The following is an 18,836-nucleotide window of genomic DNA, read 5'->3' as shown; positions in this document are numbered from 1 at the left end:
CATGGCAAAAGCTAATGAAATTAAGTACCTGACCGCCATCAAGCAAGAGAAGCGCGCTAAGAAATTCTGCCGTTTCAAAAAGTATGGCATTAAGTACATCGACTACAAAGACGCTGAGTTCCTGAAGAAATTCCTGAACGAGCAAGGTAAAATGTTACCTCGTCGTCTTACTGGTAACTCACTGAAGTACCAACGTAAAGTGGCTGATGCAATTAAGAAAGCACGCCAGATGGCGTTGTTGCCTTATGTAACAGACCTTTTGAAATAAAAAGATCAGTGATCAGTTATTTGTACGAACAACTAATCACTGATCACCAATCACCAATTTAGTAACCATCCCTAATCCCGTTTGCATCGGGTGACAGTCACAATCTTAGATTGGGCTCTTGGGAACTAAAAAATTTACCATGCAAGTAATATTAATTCAAGACGTAGATAACCTGGGTGGAGCCAATGAGCTTGTAACCGTAAAAAATGGTTATGCTCGTAACTTCCTGATCCCTCAGAAAAAAGCTGTTGAAGCTAATTCTTCTAACCTGAAGCAAATGCAGGAAAGAGAAAAGCAAAAAGCTAAGAAAGAAGCTAAGTTGCTTTCTGAGATCAACAGTGTTATCGCTGTACTAAAAGAATCTCCACTGAGAATCGGTGCTAAAACTGGTACAAGTGGAAAGATCTTCGGTAGCGTTACATCTCTACAGATCAGCCGCGCTATCCGCGACCAAAAAGGTTTCGAGATCGATCGCAAACGCATCAACATTGTAGATGAAGTAAAAGAATTGGGTACTCATAAAGCAACTATTGATTTTGGTAATGGCAACACTACCGAAGTTGAATTTGAAGTAGTATCTGAATAATCTTTCAATAGATCTTTTGAAAAAGTCCACCCTTAAAAGGTGGACTTTTTCTTTTGTAGCAGATCATCTCTTTCAATTGCTGCAATAACTTCTAAAGCCAAAAAAACCGGCAGTTGCCGGTTCTCATTTATGAAGCTATGAACGTCAATCCTTGCCTGATCCTGTTGATGGTTTCTTCTTTACCAACAAGTGCTGCTATATCAAATACAGTAGGCCCAAACTTGCCGCCTACCAGCATTATCCGGAATGGCAGCTGCAGTTCTCCTACTTTAATATTCTTCTCAACTGCGGTTTCTTTAAATAACGTCTCAATATTGAAAGCGTTCCATTGCTCCAGCGTTACCAGCTTTTCGGATAACACCTGGAAGAACATAGCCTTGTCTTCATTCCACTTCGGCTGTACAGAAGCTACATCTAAATTGGCTGGAGTTTTAAAGAAGAACCCTGCCTGCTGTACAAAGTCTGTCAATAAGGTACACCTGTCCTTCACCAGCTCCATTACCTGCTCCAGTTTTTCATTACTTTCTACCTCCACTCCTGCTGCTTGTAATAAGCTTTTTACCTGCTCGCTATAGTGCGATACCGGCAGGCGTTTTATCCATTCGTGGTTGAACCATTTAGCTTTCTCGTAATCGAACTTTGCGCCGCCCTTATGCACTTTCTCTAAAGCAAATTTCTCCACCAGTTCCTCTAGTGAAAACAGCTCCTGCTCAGTACCATCGTTCCAGCCGAGTACAGCCAGCATATTGATAAATGCTTCTGGTAAAAAACCAAGTTCTCTAAATCCTGTTGCTTCTTCTTCACTACGCGGATCTTTCCAATTCATTGCAAATACAGGAAAGCCTAACCTGTCGCCATCGCGCTTGCTCAGTTTACCATGACCATCAGGTTTCATAATAAGTGGAAGATGTGCCCATTGCGGCATATCGTTTTGCCAGCCCAGGTACTTCCACAACAGCAGGTGTACAGGCGCACTTGGTAACCATTCCTCCCCACGAAAAGCGTGGCTGATTTTCATAGCATAATCATCTACTACCACCGCCAGGTGATAAGTAGGCATACCGTCAGCTTTTAATAGCACTTTATCATCTACCTGAGATGAGTTGAAAGAGACATCGCCGCGTATCATATCTGTAAAGCTGATCGTTTCATCTTGCGGCATTTTTATACGAATAACATGTGGCACACCATCAGCCAGCAACTTTTCTACTTCTTCTTTAGAAAGCGAAAGTGAATTGCGCATTTGCTGTCTTACTGCGTGGTTGTATTGCGGCGAAGGATTGCTTTCTGTTTTAAAGTTGGTGCGCATGGCCTCCAGTTCTTCAGGCGTATCAAAAGCATAATAAGCATTTCCCTGCTGTACCAACTGCTCTGCATAGTTACGGTACATAGGCTTGCGTTCACTCTGCCTGTAAGGTGCAAACTCACCACCATGTATAGGACTTTCATCAGGCTGCAGGCCGCACCATCTCAGGCACTCCTGTATATATTCTTCTGCGCCGGCAACATACCGGCTCTGATCTGTATCTTCTATACGTAAAACAAAAACCCCGTTGTTCTTTTTTGCAAACAGGTAATTGTACAAAACTGTTCTTACCCCACCCAGGTGCAAACCACCAGTAGGCGATGGGGCAAAACGAACTCTTACTTTCTTTTCCATAGGGCGCAAAGATAGAATTTGCAGGAGGAGGTTTTTCATTTAAAATATATATTTACCTATGGCCGATTCCAGGATTTTATTGTTGCTAACGCTCTTGCTGGCTGCCTTCCATGGACACAGCCAGGTATCTGAGCTAACGTACAATCAACTGGAAATACAATATGACTCCGCCTGGACATATAAAAATCTTCAACTTATTCCAGTTCGGTATAAAGATCCAAAGATTGGCAAGGAAGACAATCATGTCATTTCACTTGCCGAAGCTATGGCCACAAAAAAAATCAAGGTTCGCGAAGTGCAGAGTAAAGATGGTGCAGACATCTACACGCTCGAAATGAAGAACGACTCCAAAGAAAATGTAATGGTGCAGGGCGGCGACATGCTATCCGGTGGCAAACAGGACAGAATCTTTACTGAGACCAAAGTGATCAAGGCAGGCACTACAGACTATGTAAGTGTGTACTGTGTGGAGAAAGGAAGATGGGATGATAAACCTAAACCGTTTGCTTTTCGCGGGTCGGCTAATGCAGAATTGAGACGGACAGTGGATGTGAACAAACGCCAAAATGATGTATGGCGCGAAATAGAAAGGCAATATGCAGCTGCAGGTAAAGTAAGTTCTACCTCTAGTATTCTTCAATTATTTACCTGGGGAAGAGTAACAGATACCAATTACATCAACTACTTTAACCAAAGATACCGGCAAACGGATAGCGCCTTTGCTGGGTTCATTACCATCACTGGCAACCGCATCATCTTTTGCGAATTATTTTCTTCAGCAGATCTCACACGTATTGCTTTTCCTTCTATGCTAAACAGTGCCGTAGCTACAGCTGTCAACAATCCTTCTGCCGGCACGCCCACTGTTGACCGCGAACAACTGAAAGATTTTCTTGACCATTTTCTAATGGATGTAGTAAGCCAGAAGACATACATTTCGCAGTTTGGGCGCATGCAACAAAACGCAGGAAATGTTTTTCACCTTATAGCTTATGGCGATTGATGCTAGCATGATTTTTCTTTCTTTTGCTGTATGTATTTTGTAAAGACACCCTGGTGGTTAAGAAAAATTTACCCAACACTTACCTGGAGTATTCCAGCCAAAGAAAACGAAGTGTTCTTAACCTTTGATGACGGCCCACATCCTACCATTACACCTTTTGTATTAGATGAACTGAAGAAGTACGAAATGAAAGCAACCTTCTTTTGCATTGGTAAGAATGTGCGTAAACATCCGGGTATTTATAAACGTATTATAGAAGAAGGTCATCGTGTTGGAAACCACACTATGGGTCACCTGAATGGCTGGAAAACAGGTGATGCTGTGTACCTGAATGATGTATTGGTAGCACGTGAATTTATTGACAGCAACCTGTTTCGTCCACCGTATGGAAGAATCAGCAAATTCCAGGTAAAGCAATTGCTGCCTGTATTCAATATCATTATGTGGGATGTTATCAGTGGAGACTTCGATATCAGCATTTCAGCAGAAAGATGTTTACAAAATGTAATTCTTAATGTACAGCCAAGCTCTATTGTCGTTTTTCATGATAGTGAAAAAGCGTTTCCGCGGTTAGAGACTGCACTTCCTAAAACACTTGAATATTTAAAAGATAAAGGTTGGACAAGTAAAAGCATCATGATTTAAACCTGTATAAGAAACTTGTCGCTTACATTCGTACTGCAGCAATAAATAATCATCGGCACTACTATAAATAAATGGGGCCAGGGTAGAAACCCCGGCCCTTTTTTAATCCGTACCCTATGAAAACGTAGTTCAAATATGCTTACCTCAATGTGATGTTGTGTACGGTACCATTGATGGTGAAAGTTGCCTGGTTATCGCATGTTCCAGCGCCATAATCAAGCACTCCTGTTCTTGTATTTCTTGTTATTTCTTTTTTTCCGCTTATTGGCCACCTGCAAGCAAACTTGCGTACGATAGCTTGTAAAATATTGCTACTCCAGGTATTGGTAACTTGTCCTCTTTTCACAGTACCACCCGCTGTGCCGGTAATGCTGTAAACATCGTCTACCGGTAAGTTGGGTGTTCCGTTACCATCTGTTTGTACCCAGGTTTTGTTTTTGTTGTGCAATGTGTAGTTGCCCGACGGTCTTAACAACTTACCATTCTCCACCTTTACGTTGAAGCTACGGTTGTTGCTGGTGCTCACATTTTGTATGCTGTGGGTTCCTTCTACTTTCACACTATCTACAAAGTGATTATCGAAAGTAGTAGTGGCTTTACTGCCTGGCATCACCATACGACCTGTATAAGTTGTAATGATCTTACCCTTTCTAATCCTGCCATCTCTTCCAGGGCATCCATTACCAAAGTCGAGGGTTACCGTTTTAGGAAATACTCCTTGCGTAGTTGGAGTAATAGTCACCGTAAAACATCTTTGACCTCCGCTATCTGTACGACCAATTTCAGAAATACCTTCGCCTGCAGTTCTAAATACACCTATACCTCCACCTATACCTATCTCGTTATCTACACCCATTGCATTGTCAAAAACATCATTGTAAAGAACATCTGCTTCAGCCTCTGCTTCGGTTACCATTTGAAGATTTTTTACTTCTTCCTGTGGCAACTCATCCCCGGCATTTTTTTTACAACCGGTGATTGCAATGGTTGCTGAGAGCATAATCATAAACGCAGAAGCTGTTAGTTTTATTTTTTTCATGGTAGAAAAAATTTTGGTTGAAAAGAGAATTGATTAACGACGCATAGATGTGCTTTCTTATAAATAGTTTAACAGGTTTTAAAAATTATATCACTTTTGCCGGATGCGACTAGTTGATACACATACACATCTTTATTTAAAAGAATTTGAAAATGATATTCACCAGGTGATTGAAACTGCCCGGCACGAGGGTGTGCAACAGTTCTATTTGCCTGCTATAGATAGCGCAGTACTGGATGCTATGCTGGCTCTGGAAGTAAAATATCCTGGAGTATGCATACCTATGATTGGCCTTCATCCTTGCTCTGTAAAAGAGAATTTCAAACAAGAACTGGAGCTTATAGATGAATGGTTACAAAAAAGAAAGTTTGTTGCCATTGGCGAAACAGGGCTTGACTTCTATTGGGATAAAACATTTGTAGCCCAGCAGTACGAGGCATTTAACTGGCAGATGGAAAAGGCGCTGGAATACAAGTTGCCCATTGTTATTCATACACGCAATGCCATGCAAGAAACTATAGATGCAGTAAAACCATTTGCAGCAAGAGGATTGAAAGGCATCTTTCATTGCTTTGGCGAAAGCAAAGAGTTTGCACAACAGGTCATAGAAATGAATTTTCTCTTAGGTATTGGTGGAGTACTAACGTATAAGAAAGCTGGACTTGCCGATGTATTGAAAGATATTTCCCTTGATCATATTGTTCTTGAAACAGATGCTCCCTTTCTTACCCCTGTACCTTTTCGTGGTAAAAGGAACCAGAGCAGTTATATAAAGATCATTGCGGAAAAACTGGCTGAAGTAAAACAGGTATCACTGGAAGAAGTCGCTGCAATCACGTCTGCAAATGCTGATATAATTTTCAATGCGGCAAGCACTTCGTAAAACGCTGGAAGAAAATAACAACAGTAGAAATAAAAAAAGCCCGCTAATAAGCGAGCTTTTTTTGTTGCGGAGAGTGAGGGATTCGAACCCTCGATACCCTTTCGAGTATACACACTTTCCAGGCGTGCTCCTTCAACCACTCGGACAACTCTCCATACATCTCTGGTTGAGAAGGGTGCAAAAATAAGGTGGTGGGATATACAGCAAGAATTTATTTTAAAAGCCTTTAAGACGCTTTTGCGAATCTTCAATAAGCATTATCACTTATACAAATCCTTCACAAATACACCGCTCTTTACGAACATCTGCTTCTTCTTCTTGTGGAAACCCGCAAACAGATACCGTAAATCCCGCAAAATGTCTGATAGGGCTATCTCCATATCTATTTAAAACATCCTGTGCTGCCACTTCGTGCTATTTTCGAATAGTTGATTAAACAACTGTTTTCTACCGACTAACCGATGATAATAAAAGTGATCATAAGTATGGTTCTTGCTTTTGCAACTATAACAGTTGCACAGGCGCAGAATACAGCTTATGGTACCGCTTCTGCCACTATTATTTCTGAAGCGGAGTTGAATAAAACATGGCTAAGCAAGAAATCAGGAGATGTGATAGAGCAGGACGATGTGATCAACCTTACCAGCACCAAGATCAAATCAGAAACAAATACTGATATTTTTCACAGGCAAAAACTATCAGGAAGTTTTGCCATTACAGCTACTGCGCCAGGTGGTATGTCTGTTACTATTCCCGGAGCTGTTTATGTTACACATCCTGATATGCAGGACGATCCACAAAAAGCTGTTTTTTATACAAGTATCCCTAGAATACTAGAAACAAGAGATGGTTCTCACCAGGTAACCATAGATGCAAGTTTTACTATTGGTATTGGATCAAGAAAAGGCGTTTATCATTCTGATCCGTTTGATATCATTTTAAACCACGAATAACTCTACCAATTATTCATCTGCTCCTTAACGATCCGTTCATAGTCTTTTACTTTTTCTTGCTTCCAGTTGGGGTTATACTTCACAAACCAACTCAGCCACATACTGCGCGACAAACGCATGAACACCGGCTGCAAAACGATCAAGAGAAATGCATTTAAACCCAGCCAATAGAATATCCGGTTGTCGTACAATGAGAAACCAATAAGCACCCACCAGGCCACAAAAGTAAAGCCGCTAAAAGCTACTGTGAGCGCATAGCTAACGTAACTGGTGCCATAGTAAAAACCCACCTCTATTTCTGTTGGCTGGCCGCACTCGGGACACTTCTCATGCATGGCGGTGTTCTTCTTCAGGTCGTAAGGGTTTTCTGTTACAAACAATTTCCCTTGCCTGCACCGCGGGCACCTGTTGGTAAGCACACTCCATAGGTACAGTGGCTTATTTTTGGTTTCACTCATTTTAGTGTTTAAAGTTGTTTTTACAATGCCTTTTGCTCAATGATCGTCTTTAGTTGCCGCGCTTGCACCACTCCACTTTGCCTCCAAACCGGCTGCCCTTTTTTGAATAAAATAAGTGTTGGCACACCTGAAATCTGGAAGTTTTGCGCTACCGCAGGATTTTTATCTACATCAAGTTTTAGTATCCGTACCTGGTCGCCGAGTAATTGGCGTAGCTCATCTAAAATCGGCTTCATCATTTTGCACGGCCCGCACCAATCAGCAAAAAAATCAACCAGTACCGGCTTTGACCCATTAATGATATCACTGAATGTTTCTTTAGCTTGTGTATTCATAGTCCATCATTTTTACCAATAGAATTTGACGCAAAAGCTCTGCCACCTGCCTTACCAAAATGTTAGAACCCGGTTCACATCATACATCATTTCAAAATGGTTTCCATTTTCATACTCCTGCTGCCTTTGATAAGGATGTAGGCGTTTTGAAAATCTTGTTGTTGAAACCATTCCCGTGCTTCAGTAGCGGTACTAAAAAATATATAAGGGTGAATGATCTTTCCGAAATCTCCTCCTACCAGCACTACCTTATCCCAATTGTGCAGCTTCACCTGGTCGATGATAGCCTGGTGCTCCTGCACGCTCTCCTCTCCCAGTTCCATCATACCTCCAATCATCAGGATCTTATGATCAGCTGCTATGCCTGCCAGGTTTTCTATAGCCAATTTCAAACTTGATGGATTAGCATTATAAGCATCCAATATAATGTGATTGCTGCCCCGCTTTACCATCTGGCTCCGGCTGTTGGTAGGTTCATATGCGGCAATAGAGGCAACAACTTTTTCCATGGGTACTTCAAAAGCTTTGGCAACAGCCACTGCACATAGCACATTTGGAAGATTATAATCACCTACCAGTTTTGTGGTGATGATGGCAGGCGAAACTTCATCCAGCAACTGCACTTCAAGGAATGTATTGCCTTCCATGGCTCTCCCCACTACAGCAGCATCCATTGTTCCATAAGTATAGATGTTTTCTATTCCTGCTGACATCTCTACCAGGTAATCGTAGTCGTTGTAAATAAATGCCGCACCACCGTTTGCACGTAAGTAATCAAATAATTCCCCTTTACCTTTTCTCACACCTTCTATTCCACCAAATCCTTCTAAATGAGCTTTGCCGCAGTTGGTAATAATCCCGTGCGTAGGTAAAACATATTGGCAATAAGAAGCGATCTCTTGCTGGTGGTTCGCGCCCATTTCTACCACAGCCAATTGCGCATCTTTTTTTATGCGCAGTAGCGTAAGCGGAATACCGATGTGGTTATTCAGGTTACCTTCTGTAGTATAGGTTGTAAAATGCGAGGCAAGCACGGTATGTACCAACTCTTTAGTGGTGGTTTTTCCATTACTTCCCGTGATGGCAATGAAAGGAATTGGAAACTGCAGCCGATGATGTTTAGCCAACTGCTGAAGCGTTTCCAGCACATCGTCCACCACTATCACCCGCTCATTTCCCGGGTCTACTGCTTCGCTAGTGACAGCATACGAGGCTCCTTGCTCTAAGGCCTGTAAGGCAAATTGGTTACCGTTGAAATTAGGTCCTGAAAGTGCAAAGAAAATATCCCTTGCCTGAAGTTTCCGTGTGTCTGTTTGTACCTGCGGGTTTTGCAGGTATATTTCATACAATTCTGAAATGGTCAAAGTAGAAGCTTTACAGCAAAATTAGCTGGTTTGTATGGATATGTCAGGCCATAAAAAAACTCCTACCTCAGAACAGGAAGGAGTTAAAAAATATTTGAAATAAACACTATCGAATAAGCACAACCGTACCTTTTCTGAATACAGGTTTCCCGGTATAATCCACTCCTTCTGTCATATACACATAAGTACCGGATCCCTGGTCTTTACCATTTAATGTTCCATCCCAGCCGGCACCAATATCGCTGGTGCTGTACACCAATTGGCCCCACCGATTGAAGACTCTGAAGTAGTAGAAAAGTCGGATACCTACCGGCTTTGGTCGCAGTATATCATTCTTACCGTCGCGGTTAGGTGTAAAAGCAGAAGGAACAAATATGTCAGGTGGCGTTTTGAATACATACACCTTTACATCATCATCTTCAAAGCATCCTTCAGTTGTAGTTACACGCACCAAGTATCGAACTGAGTCAATGTTGGGTCCCAAGGTAACAATGGGATTTGCAATGGTAGGATTGTTCATTCCAATTGTAGGCGACCATAGGTAAGAAGCACCTCCTGTAGCTGTTAGCTGCAAAGGCTGGTTAGCAACAACAACCGTATCGCGCCCAGCAAAAGCCTGCACCCGCGGTCGAACAGTTACTACTACCGTATCCCTGTATGGCTTTGGACACCCTAAGGTATCGTATGCAGCAATTACGTAAGAAGTAGTTTGCATAGGACCTGCAACAGGCGTCAGCGTGTTGGGGTTCATCAAAGAATTGGAAGGTGTCCAGGTAAATGAAGAGCCGACAATATTGGCAGTTAGCGGTACCCGATCGCCATAGCAGATCTCTACATCCGGACCAACACTGGCTTGTGGATAAGGAACTACATAAACAGTTATTGAATCTTCATGAGGACACTTACCGAGATTAGCTTTCACATGATATTTAGTGGTAGTGAGCGGAGCAGCCATCGGATGCTTCACACCTGGATCGCTCAATCCGTCTGTGGGTGTCCACACATACCCAAGTGCATGACTTACTGTATTGAAACGCAAACTATCAGTAAGACAGATAGCAGTATCGGGCCCTAATTCTACAGTAATAAAATCAAGGACATTAACCATGATCGTATCCTTCTTTATACATCCATTCTCGTTAAGCGTAACGATGTAGCGGGTTGTATCTTTTGGAAAGACCAATGGATTGGAAGTATTGCTGCCGATCATATTTGTAGTTGGCGTCCACGAAAAATCACCGTTTCCTATAGCTATCAATGGAAGTGTATCGATACTACAAATAAGCGTGTCTTTGAACGGCAACTGAAGCAACGGGATATCATTTACTACTACAGGACGTGTGATTGTGTCTATACAGCCTTTGCTGTTTCCAACAATCAACGTGGCCGTACGAGGACCCGAATTGGGGTATTGGTAATTTGGATTTCTTAACCTGGAAGTATCTGCAGTGGTAGAAAGATCTCCAAAATCCCAGCGCCAGCTGCTAACAACACCATGATTAGTAGTTGTTCTGTCTAAAAATTGAAAAGGCGTTTGGAAGCAGCTACCAATCACATCAAACTCAGGAAAGAAACCCGGATATACACGAACAAGTGCGGTGGCTGAGTCACGGCATCCTACTGTATTTTCTACTTTTAGTTTAAGCGTATAGATACCGGTATCTGAATAAGTATGTGTAGGCGTAGGCAGATTACTTACATTATTGGCGCCAGAGGCAGGATCACCAAAATTCCATGTGTAGGAATTGTTACCTGCTGATGTAGATTCATTTTGGAACGTCATCGTATACCCATCACAGGTAATATAATCTGGCTTCAGTTCAGCCGCCGACAGGGTACAGTCCCCGATTTTAAGGGTAAAATCTTTCCGATGAATGGAGATCAGCCTGCCATTGCGCCACTCAGATACACACACCGTCACCACATACGATCCGGCACCGGGAGATGTTCCGGAGATCATACCCGTAGCAGGATTGATGGTAACCTGACTTCCAAGAGGAGAAGAACCAGAGAAACCGGCACTATAAGTTATGCTTCCATAAGGAGGAAGTGACGGAGTAACATTGGCGGAATTGGTAGTATTACCCCCGTTATAAGCATTACAAAAAGCATATGACAAAGAATCTCCATCGGCATCCGTTGCACTAAAATCGAGCATGAAGTTGCTGTTCTTACATACAAGCGTTGTATCCTTTAAGGAGAAAACCGCACTGCTGTTTTTATCAGTGGGCAACACAGAAGGTGGTATCTCAGCAGTATAGGTTGCTCCAACCCCTGAACCGGCAATATTCGAAATACCGTTTGTACGGCAACAGGTTTGGAAAGAAATTGTATAACCATTGGGAGTAACTGGCAGGTCTACGGTAAAAGTAAAAGTACCCACCTCGTAACATACAACTGGAGGATTGGTGATACAAGGGTTTGGAGAAGTCATTTGTAACTTCTGTTTGGGACCATCAATACCAACAATATGCGTGCTACCATATTGTGTGGCTGGCGTAGTACGATTATATACTGCCATCCAAACCTCTACTGGCAAATCGGCGGTAGGCTGCCCTCCTTGTGGTGGGAAACATTCCCGAAACAACCGTAGCGTTATCTTGTAACGATCTGTATTAGGCGTTTGACCAGGTCCAAGATTCGTATAATAAATTTCGCCCCCGGCTATATGACCTGCAAAAGAAGGTGCTGCAGTTAGTATGATCAAAAGCAGGAATAGAAGTTTTTTCATTGGGCTCGAAATACTAGCGGTTATGGGGGTGAATGTACGAAACCTCATCCTGTTATTGTGCAGGAGGAGGTTCTTAACATTTTATTGTAGATAGGGAAAAAAGTAAATACGCTGCTTACCTTATGAGAACAATAGTACCTTTTTGTTGGACAGGCCTTCCCAGGTAATCCTGTGCTTGTATTACAAATACATAAGTGCCCGGATTTTGTTCTTTACCATTAATAGTACCATTCCAGCCTTTACCGTGTTCGCGGGTTTCAAATAAAAGTTGCCCCCATCGGTTGTATATGCGGAAGAAATCTAGCTGTTTGATACCGGCAAGTACAGGACGCAGTACATCATTTTTGCCATCTCCATTTGGAGTAAATCCTGTGGGTACAATAATGGTGGCTCCTGTTCGGAATTTTGAAATGGTGATATCATCGTAGTCACTGCACCCATTTTCGTCGGTCACCTTAAGCATATACTTAAGGGTATCTAGCTCTGAAGGCATTTTTACCAATGGGCTGGAAACAAATGGATCAGATAAATAAGTAGCTGGCGACCATTGGTAAGTAATGCCACCTGAGGCAAATAGTTGCAATGGCTGCCCTTCCACAATGGCTGTATCATGCCCCGCAAAAGCAACAGGATTAGGATGAACAGAAACGATAACTGTATCACTTACCGGTTTAGGGCAGCCGCTGTTGTACCTGGCGGTTAATACATAAGGAGTGGTTTGGGAAGGAGCCACCATTGGATTAAGGGTGGTTCCATGCAGTAAAGCATAGTTAGGTGTCCAGGAAAAACCATCACCCTGTACCGCCCCCTGTAGCTGAACCTTTGAATCAGGGCATATGCTTACATCTGCACCTGCATTTGCTACTGGGTATGGCGCAACCTGCACTTGCAAACTGGCTGAAGCAGTACACCTTCCTAAAGTGCCGGTAACGGTAAACATTGTATTGTTGTTCAATGGCAAACTGGAAGTATTGGCCGATGTACTACTTCGTACCGAACTGGCCGGAGCCCATGTGTAATAGTTTGCTGCACTGACCGCTCGAAGATCAAGCGTATCAGTTGTACATATAAGCGTATCCCGACCAGTTGTCATGGTAATGCTGTTCAACTTGGTTATGCGCACTGTATCTCTACCAATACAATTATTATCATTTAAGGTAACAATATAAATAGCACTGGAAGGCGGGTATACGTGAGGATTAGCCGAATTAGCATTAGAAATAAAATTATTGGGCGCCCAACTAAATTCACCTGTTCCTTGTGCGAACAACTGTAACGTATCAAAACCACAAACAACCGTATCCTTGAAAGGCAGGTGCAAGTAAGGCTTGTCGTTTATCACAATATTTCTTGTAGAAGAGTCCACGCAACCTTTTGTAGAAGTAGCCACCAAGGTCACTGGGTACGAGCCAACTGCTGTATACCGGTACGATGGATCACGAACAGAAGAGGTATCAGTTAAAACCGCAGGATCACCAAAATTCCATTTCCATGAATTCACACTACCATAAGCAGCAGATGTAGAGTCGTAAAAGCGGGAAAGATTGTTACTGCAATGCGGAATAGCACCAAATTTCACATCAAAACCAGGGTAAACAGCTACATCAGCCTCTGCAGAATCAGCACATCCATTTCCACCTTGCACCACCAGTTTTACACGATATATACCGGTATCAGAATAAGTATATGACGGAACAGGATTATTTGAAACATCGGACGTAGTAGTAGGATCACCAAAAGTCCAACTGTAGGATGTGACCAATGATGAATAGGATCCATTTTCAAAGCTTACGGTGAAATCATCACAGATTACCCGGTAATCAGGAAGTTCGGCAGAAACAAAATCGCAATGCTGAACGGATAATATAAAATCTTTCCTGTGTTCGTTTATCACCCTTCCATTGCGCCACTCTATTACACTTACAGCCACTACATACCTACCTGTGGCTGGCGCACGACCTGTTATCAATCCATTACTTGGATTAATGGAAACTTCAGGACCCAATGGATTTTGCCCGTTATACTGCCCCTGGTAAGCAACGCTGCTCAACACCAATGTTGGAGGAAGTGGCTGGTTATTAGCTGTCACGTTTCCATATGCATCCACGAATGCATAGCTAAGTGAATCACCATCTACATCGGTAGCGGTAAATGGAAGGCGAAAACTTTTTGAAGAGCAAACAAGCGCTGTATCCCGTAGTTGGAACTGCGGGCTGTTATTGATTTGCTGGCCAATTAGCACGGTTCCTGGAATTCGGGTGGTATAGGTTGCACCGGCATTATTAGAATTGGCAATATTGGTTATACCCCCAATGCGGCAACAGGCGGTTTGAACCAGCGTATAGCCACCGGCATTTCGTTCAAGGTCTATTACATTGCTATAATACGCTATCTGGTAGCAAACTTTTGGGCTACCCACCAGGCAAGGAAAATTATTTGTATTTAAAGCAAGTGTACTTACGTCTGATGAAAGAGGAAGTTGTAGAGTATGAATGAGTGCGTTTGATTGGGTATTGTAAATACCAACCCTTACTTGTTCGCCCTGTAGCAGCGGACCGGTTGAAAAACAATCTCTGAATAAGCGTAGGGTGATCCTATAGCGGTCGGTACCAGGGTTAGAGCCGGGTCCTATATATGTGTACATCAACTCTCCCCCTGTAATGTGCGAGGCATAGGTACTGATCGATGTACTGACCAATAAAAGCAAAAAAAGAATTTTCATCATGCTACTGCATGTTATCTGTTAATAAACTCTAGCATATACTCATTCAGTTGGTCGGTTGCTTCCAGCATGCCCATATGTCCTACATCTTCCATTACATGCACATACGGTTGCTTCGGCAAAGAGGTTTGTTTTTTAAGATCATCCAGGGGTGCGGCTACATCTTCTTTTCCTATAACAAAAAGCACAGGAACCGTAGCATTTTGCAAAACACTTGTTCTGTCTGGCCGGTCTTTCATTGCCAGGTAATATTGGATCAAAGCTTCAGGAGAGAAGGAAGAACTGGCCAGGATGAGGTCTTGAATTACCTGGTTGTTCTTCTTCTTAAAATTATCAGAAAATAAATTAGGAATCGTATTTTTTAAAAATGCATATGAACCGTATTCATTTATCATCTGAACACCTTTTTCACGCACCTTTTTTTTCTCTTCAGAATCGGCAAACGCGGTAGAATGAATAAGACCAAACGCTTTTACAATAGCTGGAAACTTTTCTACAATTGCGAGGGTAATATATCCCCCCAAACTGTGGCCTAAAAGAATGGGCTCTTTTATTTGTTCATGTTGAAGCAGGTGAAAAATACAATCAGCATAATCATCAATTGAAGTTGCATTCGCAAGCAAAGCTGATTTTCCAGTACCTGGCAGGTCAGGAACAATAAGACGACAATGAGGTTCGAGGAACTTTACCTGGTTCGCCCAAATACTCCGGTCTTCGCCAAAGCCATGCAACAGCACTACGGGCTGGCCTGTGCCGTACACGTGGTAGCTAATAGAAGTATTTTGGTAGGTAAATGTTTTTTCCATGCATCAATACTTTTGTGAAGCAGAGCCAGGAAAAAACGAGGAACTATTTTTTGAGAACTTTTTTCCTGAACATCATCAAAAAGTTGTACAGTAATAATGCTCCCATCAATAACAAAGCCAGCCCAAAAATCAAGGCACCATTCCTAACAAAAAATGTTTCACCCTGCATGGGAGGAATAGCAAATTTGATGGCTGCAGGGGTATCCCACGGACGGGAATCCCTGATAGTGCCCGAATGATCGATTACTGCAGATATACCAGTATTCGCACTCCTGGCTACCCACTTCCTTGTTTCTATTGCCCTAAGCCTAGCATACTGCAAGTGCTGCCTGTGACCAGGAGTATTCGCCCACCAGCCATCATTGGTCATAATGGTTAAAAGGTTACTTCCCTTATGAATATAATTGGTCACATATTCCCCATATATACTTTCGTAACAAATTATAGGTGCAGTAACGTAAGGACTAACAGGCGCTTTGAAAACATTGGCCTCCCTGTCAGTTCCGTATCCACCTGTAGTTCCACCAAATTGTTCAAATACATCAGCCAGCCACATCAGGAAAGTAGGAAGCGTTTCTACCCCAGGTACCAGCTTACTTTTATTGTAAAATATAAGTGGCTGGTTAGCCGCTATCATTACGGATGAATTAAATGCATCGTAATAAGTGCCGGTACTTTCATTTTTGCGTGCAGTGATGGTTTCCTTATTGGTACCATAACTTTTGTAAGCTTCTATTCCTGTTTGCAACATTACCTGCGGGTGGCGGTTCACAAATTCAAACACAGGTTGGTAATAATGATTTTGCTGCACTTCATTCTGCCATACGCCTACGGGCAAAGCAGTCTCGGGCCACAACACCAGGCGTGTGTTTTCATCCATTGCCTGCTCCGAAAGATCGATCAGCTTTTTGATCTGTCCTTCGGTACTGGCCATGTCAAACTTTTCACTGTAAGGATCAATATTTGGCTGAACAATAACCACATTGGTATTGGCAGCAGCCTCTAGTTCAGCAGCGTTGGGAGTAAGAGCAAATGATGCTACAAATGGCAGTACCAAAACACCTACAGCCGCGATCAACTTCTTTCGATTGATCTTTTTATAACAGGAAAAAAGTAAAATATTTACCAGCAGTACCCACAAGCTACCTCCACTTACACCTGTTATTTCGTACCACTGTATCCACGATGGCTGTGTTGCGAAAACATTTCCCAGCGTAAGCCAGGGCCAGCTCAATTGCCAGTTAAGGTGTATGTACTCGAAAGAGAGCCAGAAAACAATGAAACTTGTTACGCCTATTACGTTACCATATTTTTTATTGAACAAGTATGCGCCCCACAGCGGCAAGCACATCAAGAAGCTATTGGCTATGATAGCGCCTATGGCTCCTTCTGGTGTAGAGTTCCAGATCCACCAGGTGGTGCCGGCATTCCAGATAAACATAGACAACAGGCAAAACAGGAAAAACCTGTACACGTTTTTCTCTTTATCAGCCAACAGCAACAGCGGTATCCAGGCTATAAAAATAAGAGCGGTAAAATAGGAATCAGGCCATGCAAAAACCAGTAGTAAACCAGTAAGCAAGGAATATAGTAAAGAGGTATATCGTTTCAACGAAAGAATATTTTGCTAATTATAATTGCCGTAAAAATACAGGAGCAGCCTGATAGCAAACTGGTAAAAATGATTTTGTATTAGATACTATTCTTTTAGTACAAGTAATGCTTTGATTGCTGGTAAACTAATTTTTTAAACTGCAGGTATTTGTAAAACTCCCTTTTGATAATGATTAAGTAACACCTCCCTCTCAACTTTTATTTGCCTGATATTTGTTCACGCCTCTATCTTTGCTCATGGCAAACAAACGTATCTCCCCCTCTCCTACAAATTCCCAAAGATTATTATCAGAAGGCTTAACGTTCGATGATGTGCTACTGGTGCCTGCTTATAGCCAGGTGCTTCCACGCGATGTAGATATCAGCGCACAGCTTACAAAGTCCATTCGCTTAAATGTTCCAATGCTTTCTGCAGCAATGGACACTGTAACTGAAGCTCCCCTAGCTATAGCACTTGCCCGCGAAGGTGGTATTGGTATACTGCATAAGAACATGAGCATAGAGCGACAGGCAGAGCATGTACGCAAGGTGAAAAGAAGTGAGAGCGGCATGATCCTCGACCCGCTAACACTCGGTGTTGATGCTACAATAGGCGACGCCCTTCGCCTGATGAAAGAAAATCGTATAGGTGGTTTTCCTGTTGTGGATAATGACCATAAGCTGGTTGGTATCATCACCAATCGCGATCTAAGGTTTGAAGTAGTAAAGACACGGAAAGTTAGCGAGGTGATGACCAGCGAAAACCTGGTAACAGCACCTGAAGGCACCGACATGAAAAAAGCGGAAAAGATCCTGGAGAAGCATAAGATTGAAAAACTGCCGGTAGTAGATAAGAAAGGTAAGTTAATAGGCCTGATCACTTTCAGGGATATAATGCACTTGCGCAATTTTCCCCGCGCTAACAAAGACAACTATGGCCGCTTGCTGGTAGGTGCAGCTCTCGGCATTACCGCAGATCTATTGGACCGTGCTTCTGCCCTGCAACAAGTAGGTGTAGATGTGGTAACGCTGGATAGCGCTCATGGTCACAGCAAAGGCGTAATTGACTCATTAAAGAAGCTGAAGAAGAATTTTAAAAACCTGCAGGTGATTGGCGGAAATATTGGAACAGCAGCCGGCGCACGTGCCATGGCTGAAGCTGGAGCCGATGCAGTAAAAGTAGGTATAGGACCAGGCTCTATATGCACCACACGTATAGTGGCAGGAACAGGTGTTCCGCAGTTAACAGCGGTTATGGAAGCAGCCGGCGCATTGGCAGGCACAGGCATACCTGTGATAGCTGATGGTGGTATTCGCTACACCGGCGATATGGTGAAGGCACTGGCGGCTGGAGCCAATGCGGTAATGATGGGAAGCATATTTGCCGGAACCGAAGAAAGCCCGGGCGAGACCATCATCTACGAAGGCAGAAAGTTTAAACAATACCGCGGTATGGGATCGCTGGGTGCAATGGTGCAAGGCAGCGGCGACCGATATTTCCAGGATGTAGAAGACGATGTAAAGAAATTTGTACCAGAAGGAATAGAAGGTAGAATAGCTTATAAAGGCCACCTGAGCGAAGTAGTTTACCAGTTTGTTGGTGGACTAAGAGCAGGTATGGGTTATTGCGGAGCTGCTAATATTGAGCAGTTGCAGCAAGCTTCATTTGTAAAGATCACCAATGCAGGTATGCGGGAAAGCCATGCACACGATGTGGTGATCACCAAGGAAGCGCCTAACTACAGCAGGGGTTAATAAAATAAAAGGGAAGCAATTGCTTCCCTTTCTTT

16 protein-coding genes and 1 tRNA gene are annotated in these 18,836 nt (G+C 42.9%); 7 read left to right on the top strand and 10 right to left on the bottom strand.

Going from position 1 to position 18,836, the window contains the following annotated elements; all coding sequences use genetic code 11:
* The first annotated feature begins 1 nt into the window (after nt 1).
* Complete coding sequence (rpsR, locus tag J4N22_RS15995; RefSeq protein WP_207496257.1) at nt 2-268, top strand: 30S ribosomal protein S18; 267 nt, start codon at nt 2-4, stop codon at nt 266-268.
* A 139-nt stretch (nt 269-407) separates the two neighbouring features.
* Complete coding sequence (rplI, locus tag J4N22_RS15990; RefSeq protein WP_207496255.1) at nt 408-854, top strand: 50S ribosomal protein L9; 447 nt, start codon at nt 408-410, stop codon at nt 852-854.
* 127 nt (nt 855-981) lie between these two features.
* Here rplI and gltX read toward each other — a convergent pair whose 3' ends face one another.
* Nucleotides 982-2,514 carry a glutamate--tRNA ligase gene (gene gltX / locus J4N22_RS15985; RefSeq protein WP_207497021.1) on the bottom strand — a complete coding sequence of 511 codons (1,533 nt, stop codon included), beginning with the start codon at nt 2,512-2,514 and terminating at the stop codon, nt 982-984.
* Nucleotides 2,515-2,572: 58 nt separating this feature from the next.
* Here gltX and J4N22_RS15980 point away from each other — a divergent pair, with 58 nt between their 5' ends.
* Nucleotides 2,573-3,517, top strand: a complete 945-nt coding sequence (locus J4N22_RS15980; protein WP_207496253.1) for an ARPP-1 family domain-containing protein — start codon at nt 2,573-2,575, stop codon at nt 3,515-3,517.
* A gap of 30 nt (nt 3,518-3,547) precedes the next feature.
* Nucleotides 3,548-4,162 carry a polysaccharide deacetylase family protein gene (locus J4N22_RS15975; RefSeq protein ID WP_207496252.1) on the top strand — a complete coding sequence of 205 codons (615 nt, stop codon included), beginning with the start codon at nt 3,548-3,550 and terminating at the stop codon, nt 4,160-4,162.
* Between the two features lie 139 nt (nt 4,163-4,301).
* Here the strand turns inward: J4N22_RS15975 and J4N22_RS15970 are convergent, their stop codons facing one another.
* A complete protein-coding gene (locus J4N22_RS15970) occupies nt 4,302-5,201 on the bottom strand; it encodes a hypothetical protein (protein ID WP_207496250.1) in 900 nt (299 codons plus the stop codon).
* A gap of 103 nt (nt 5,202-5,304) precedes the next feature.
* Here J4N22_RS15970 and J4N22_RS15965 point away from each other — a divergent pair, with 103 nt between their 5' ends.
* Complete coding sequence (locus J4N22_RS15965; RefSeq protein ID WP_207496248.1) at nt 5,305-6,084, top strand: TatD family hydrolase; 780 nt, start codon at nt 5,305-5,307, stop codon at nt 6,082-6,084.
* 67 nt (nt 6,085-6,151) lie between these two features.
* Here the strand turns inward: J4N22_RS15965 and J4N22_RS15960 are convergent.
* Nucleotides 6,152-6,238: transfer RNA gene (locus tag J4N22_RS15960), tRNA-Ser, on the bottom strand.
* Between the two features lie 331 nt (nt 6,239-6,569).
* Between J4N22_RS15960 and J4N22_RS15955 the strand changes: the two genes are divergently transcribed.
* Nucleotides 6,570-7,037, top strand: coding sequence for a hypothetical protein (locus J4N22_RS15955; RefSeq protein ID WP_207496247.1), 468 nt, complete (start codon nt 6,570-6,572; stop codon nt 7,035-7,037).
* 2 nt (nt 7,038-7,039) lie between these two features.
* Here J4N22_RS15955 and J4N22_RS15950 read toward each other — a convergent pair whose 3' ends face one another.
* The 7 genes from J4N22_RS15950 to lnt form a co-directional block, all read right to left on the bottom strand.
* Nucleotides 7,040-7,495: a DUF983 domain-containing protein gene (locus J4N22_RS15950; RefSeq protein WP_207496245.1), complete on the bottom strand. Its 456-nt coding sequence runs from the start codon at nt 7,493-7,495 to the stop codon at nt 7,040-7,042.
* Nucleotides 7,496-7,515: 20 nt separating this feature from the next.
* Nucleotides 7,516-7,830 carry a thioredoxin gene (gene trxA / locus J4N22_RS15945; protein WP_207496243.1) on the bottom strand — a complete coding sequence of 105 codons (315 nt, stop codon included), beginning with the start codon at nt 7,828-7,830 and terminating at the stop codon, nt 7,516-7,518.
* Nucleotides 7,831-7,916: 86 nt separating this feature from the next.
* Nucleotides 7,917-9,194 (bottom strand): UDP-N-acetylmuramoyl-tripeptide--D-alanyl-D-alanine ligase, encoded by a 1,278-nt coding sequence (locus tag J4N22_RS15940; protein ID WP_207496241.1) that lies wholly within the window; start codon nt 9,192-9,194, stop codon nt 7,917-7,919.
* A 106-nt stretch (nt 9,195-9,300) separates the two neighbouring features.
* Nucleotides 9,301-11,925 (bottom strand): PKD domain-containing protein, encoded by a 2,625-nt coding sequence (locus tag J4N22_RS15935; RefSeq protein WP_207496239.1) that lies wholly within the window; start codon nt 11,923-11,925, stop codon nt 9,301-9,303.
* Between the two features lie 115 nt (nt 11,926-12,040).
* Nucleotides 12,041-14,650 carry a PKD domain-containing protein gene (locus tag J4N22_RS15930; RefSeq protein WP_207496237.1) on the bottom strand — a complete coding sequence of 870 codons (2,610 nt, stop codon included), beginning with the start codon at nt 14,648-14,650 and terminating at the stop codon, nt 12,041-12,043.
* Between the two features lie 11 nt (nt 14,651-14,661).
* Complete coding sequence (locus tag J4N22_RS15925) at nt 14,662-15,453, bottom strand: alpha/beta fold hydrolase (RefSeq protein ID WP_207496235.1); 792 nt, start codon at nt 15,451-15,453, stop codon at nt 14,662-14,664.
* A gap of 43 nt (nt 15,454-15,496) precedes the next feature.
* Complete coding sequence (gene lnt / locus J4N22_RS15920; protein WP_207496233.1) at nt 15,497-17,065, bottom strand: apolipoprotein N-acyltransferase; 1,569 nt, start codon at nt 17,063-17,065, stop codon at nt 15,497-15,499.
* A gap of 239 nt (nt 17,066-17,304) precedes the next feature.
* On the opposite strand from lnt, the gene guaB reads away from it, so the two are divergent.
* Nucleotides 17,305-18,801 carry an IMP dehydrogenase gene (gene guaB / locus J4N22_RS15915; RefSeq protein ID WP_207496231.1) on the top strand — a complete coding sequence of 499 codons (1,497 nt, stop codon included), beginning with the start codon at nt 17,305-17,307 and terminating at the stop codon, nt 18,799-18,801.
* Nucleotides 18,802-18,836 lie beyond the last annotated feature (35 nt).

Source organism: Aridibaculum aurantiacum, assembly GCF_017355875.1.
Taxonomy (GTDB): Bacteria; Bacteroidota; Bacteroidia; order Chitinophagales; family Chitinophagaceae; genus Segetibacter; species Segetibacter aurantiacus.
The sequence above is the reverse complement of the archived record's forward strand: the minus strand, read 5'-3'. Positions and strand labels throughout refer to the sequence as shown.

What these genes read in the sequence shown, in the direction of transcription:
- rplI (WP_207496255.1), top strand. Translation starts at nt 408, where the DNA reads ATGCAAGTAATATTAATTCAAGACGTAGATAACCTGGGTGGAGCCAAT.
- J4N22_RS15950 (WP_207496245.1), bottom strand. Translation starts at nt 7,495, where the DNA reads ATGAGTGAAACCAAAAATAAGCCACTGTACCTATGGAGTGTGCTTACC.
- J4N22_RS15935 (WP_207496239.1), bottom strand. Translation starts at nt 11,925, where the DNA reads ATGAAAAAACTTCTATTCCTGCTTTTGATCATACTAACTGCAGCACCT.
- trxA (WP_207496243.1), bottom strand. Translation starts at nt 7,830, where the DNA reads ATGAATACACAAGCTAAAGAAACATTCAGTGATATCATTAATGGGTCA.
- J4N22_RS15980 (WP_207496253.1), top strand. Translation starts at nt 2,573, where the DNA reads ATGGCCGATTCCAGGATTTTATTGTTGCTAACGCTCTTGCTGGCTGCC.
- J4N22_RS15970 (WP_207496250.1), bottom strand. Translation starts at nt 5,201, where the DNA reads ATGAAAAAAATAAAACTAACAGCTTCTGCGTTTATGATTATGCTCTCA.
- J4N22_RS15955 (WP_207496247.1), top strand. Translation starts at nt 6,570, where the DNA reads ATGGTTCTTGCTTTTGCAACTATAACAGTTGCACAGGCGCAGAATACA.
- J4N22_RS15965 (WP_207496248.1), top strand. Translation starts at nt 5,305, where the DNA reads ATGCGACTAGTTGATACACATACACATCTTTATTTAAAAGAATTTGAA.
- J4N22_RS15925 (WP_207496235.1), bottom strand. Translation starts at nt 15,453, where the DNA reads ATGGAAAAAACATTTACCTACCAAAATACTTCTATTAGCTACCACGTG.
- J4N22_RS15975 (WP_207496252.1), top strand. Translation starts at nt 3,548, where the DNA reads ATGTATTTTGTAAAGACACCCTGGTGGTTAAGAAAAATTTACCCAACA.
- guaB (WP_207496231.1), top strand. Translation starts at nt 17,305, where the DNA reads ATGGCAAACAAACGTATCTCCCCCTCTCCTACAAATTCCCAAAGATTA.
- gltX (WP_207497021.1), bottom strand. Translation starts at nt 2,514, where the DNA reads ATGGAAAAGAAAGTAAGAGTTCGTTTTGCCCCATCGCCTACTGGTGGT.
- rpsR (WP_207496257.1), top strand. Translation starts at nt 2, where the DNA reads ATGGCAAAAGCTAATGAAATTAAGTACCTGACCGCCATCAAGCAAGAG.
- J4N22_RS15930 (WP_207496237.1), bottom strand. Translation starts at nt 14,650, where the DNA reads ATGATGAAAATTCTTTTTTTGCTTTTATTGGTCAGTACATCGATCAGT.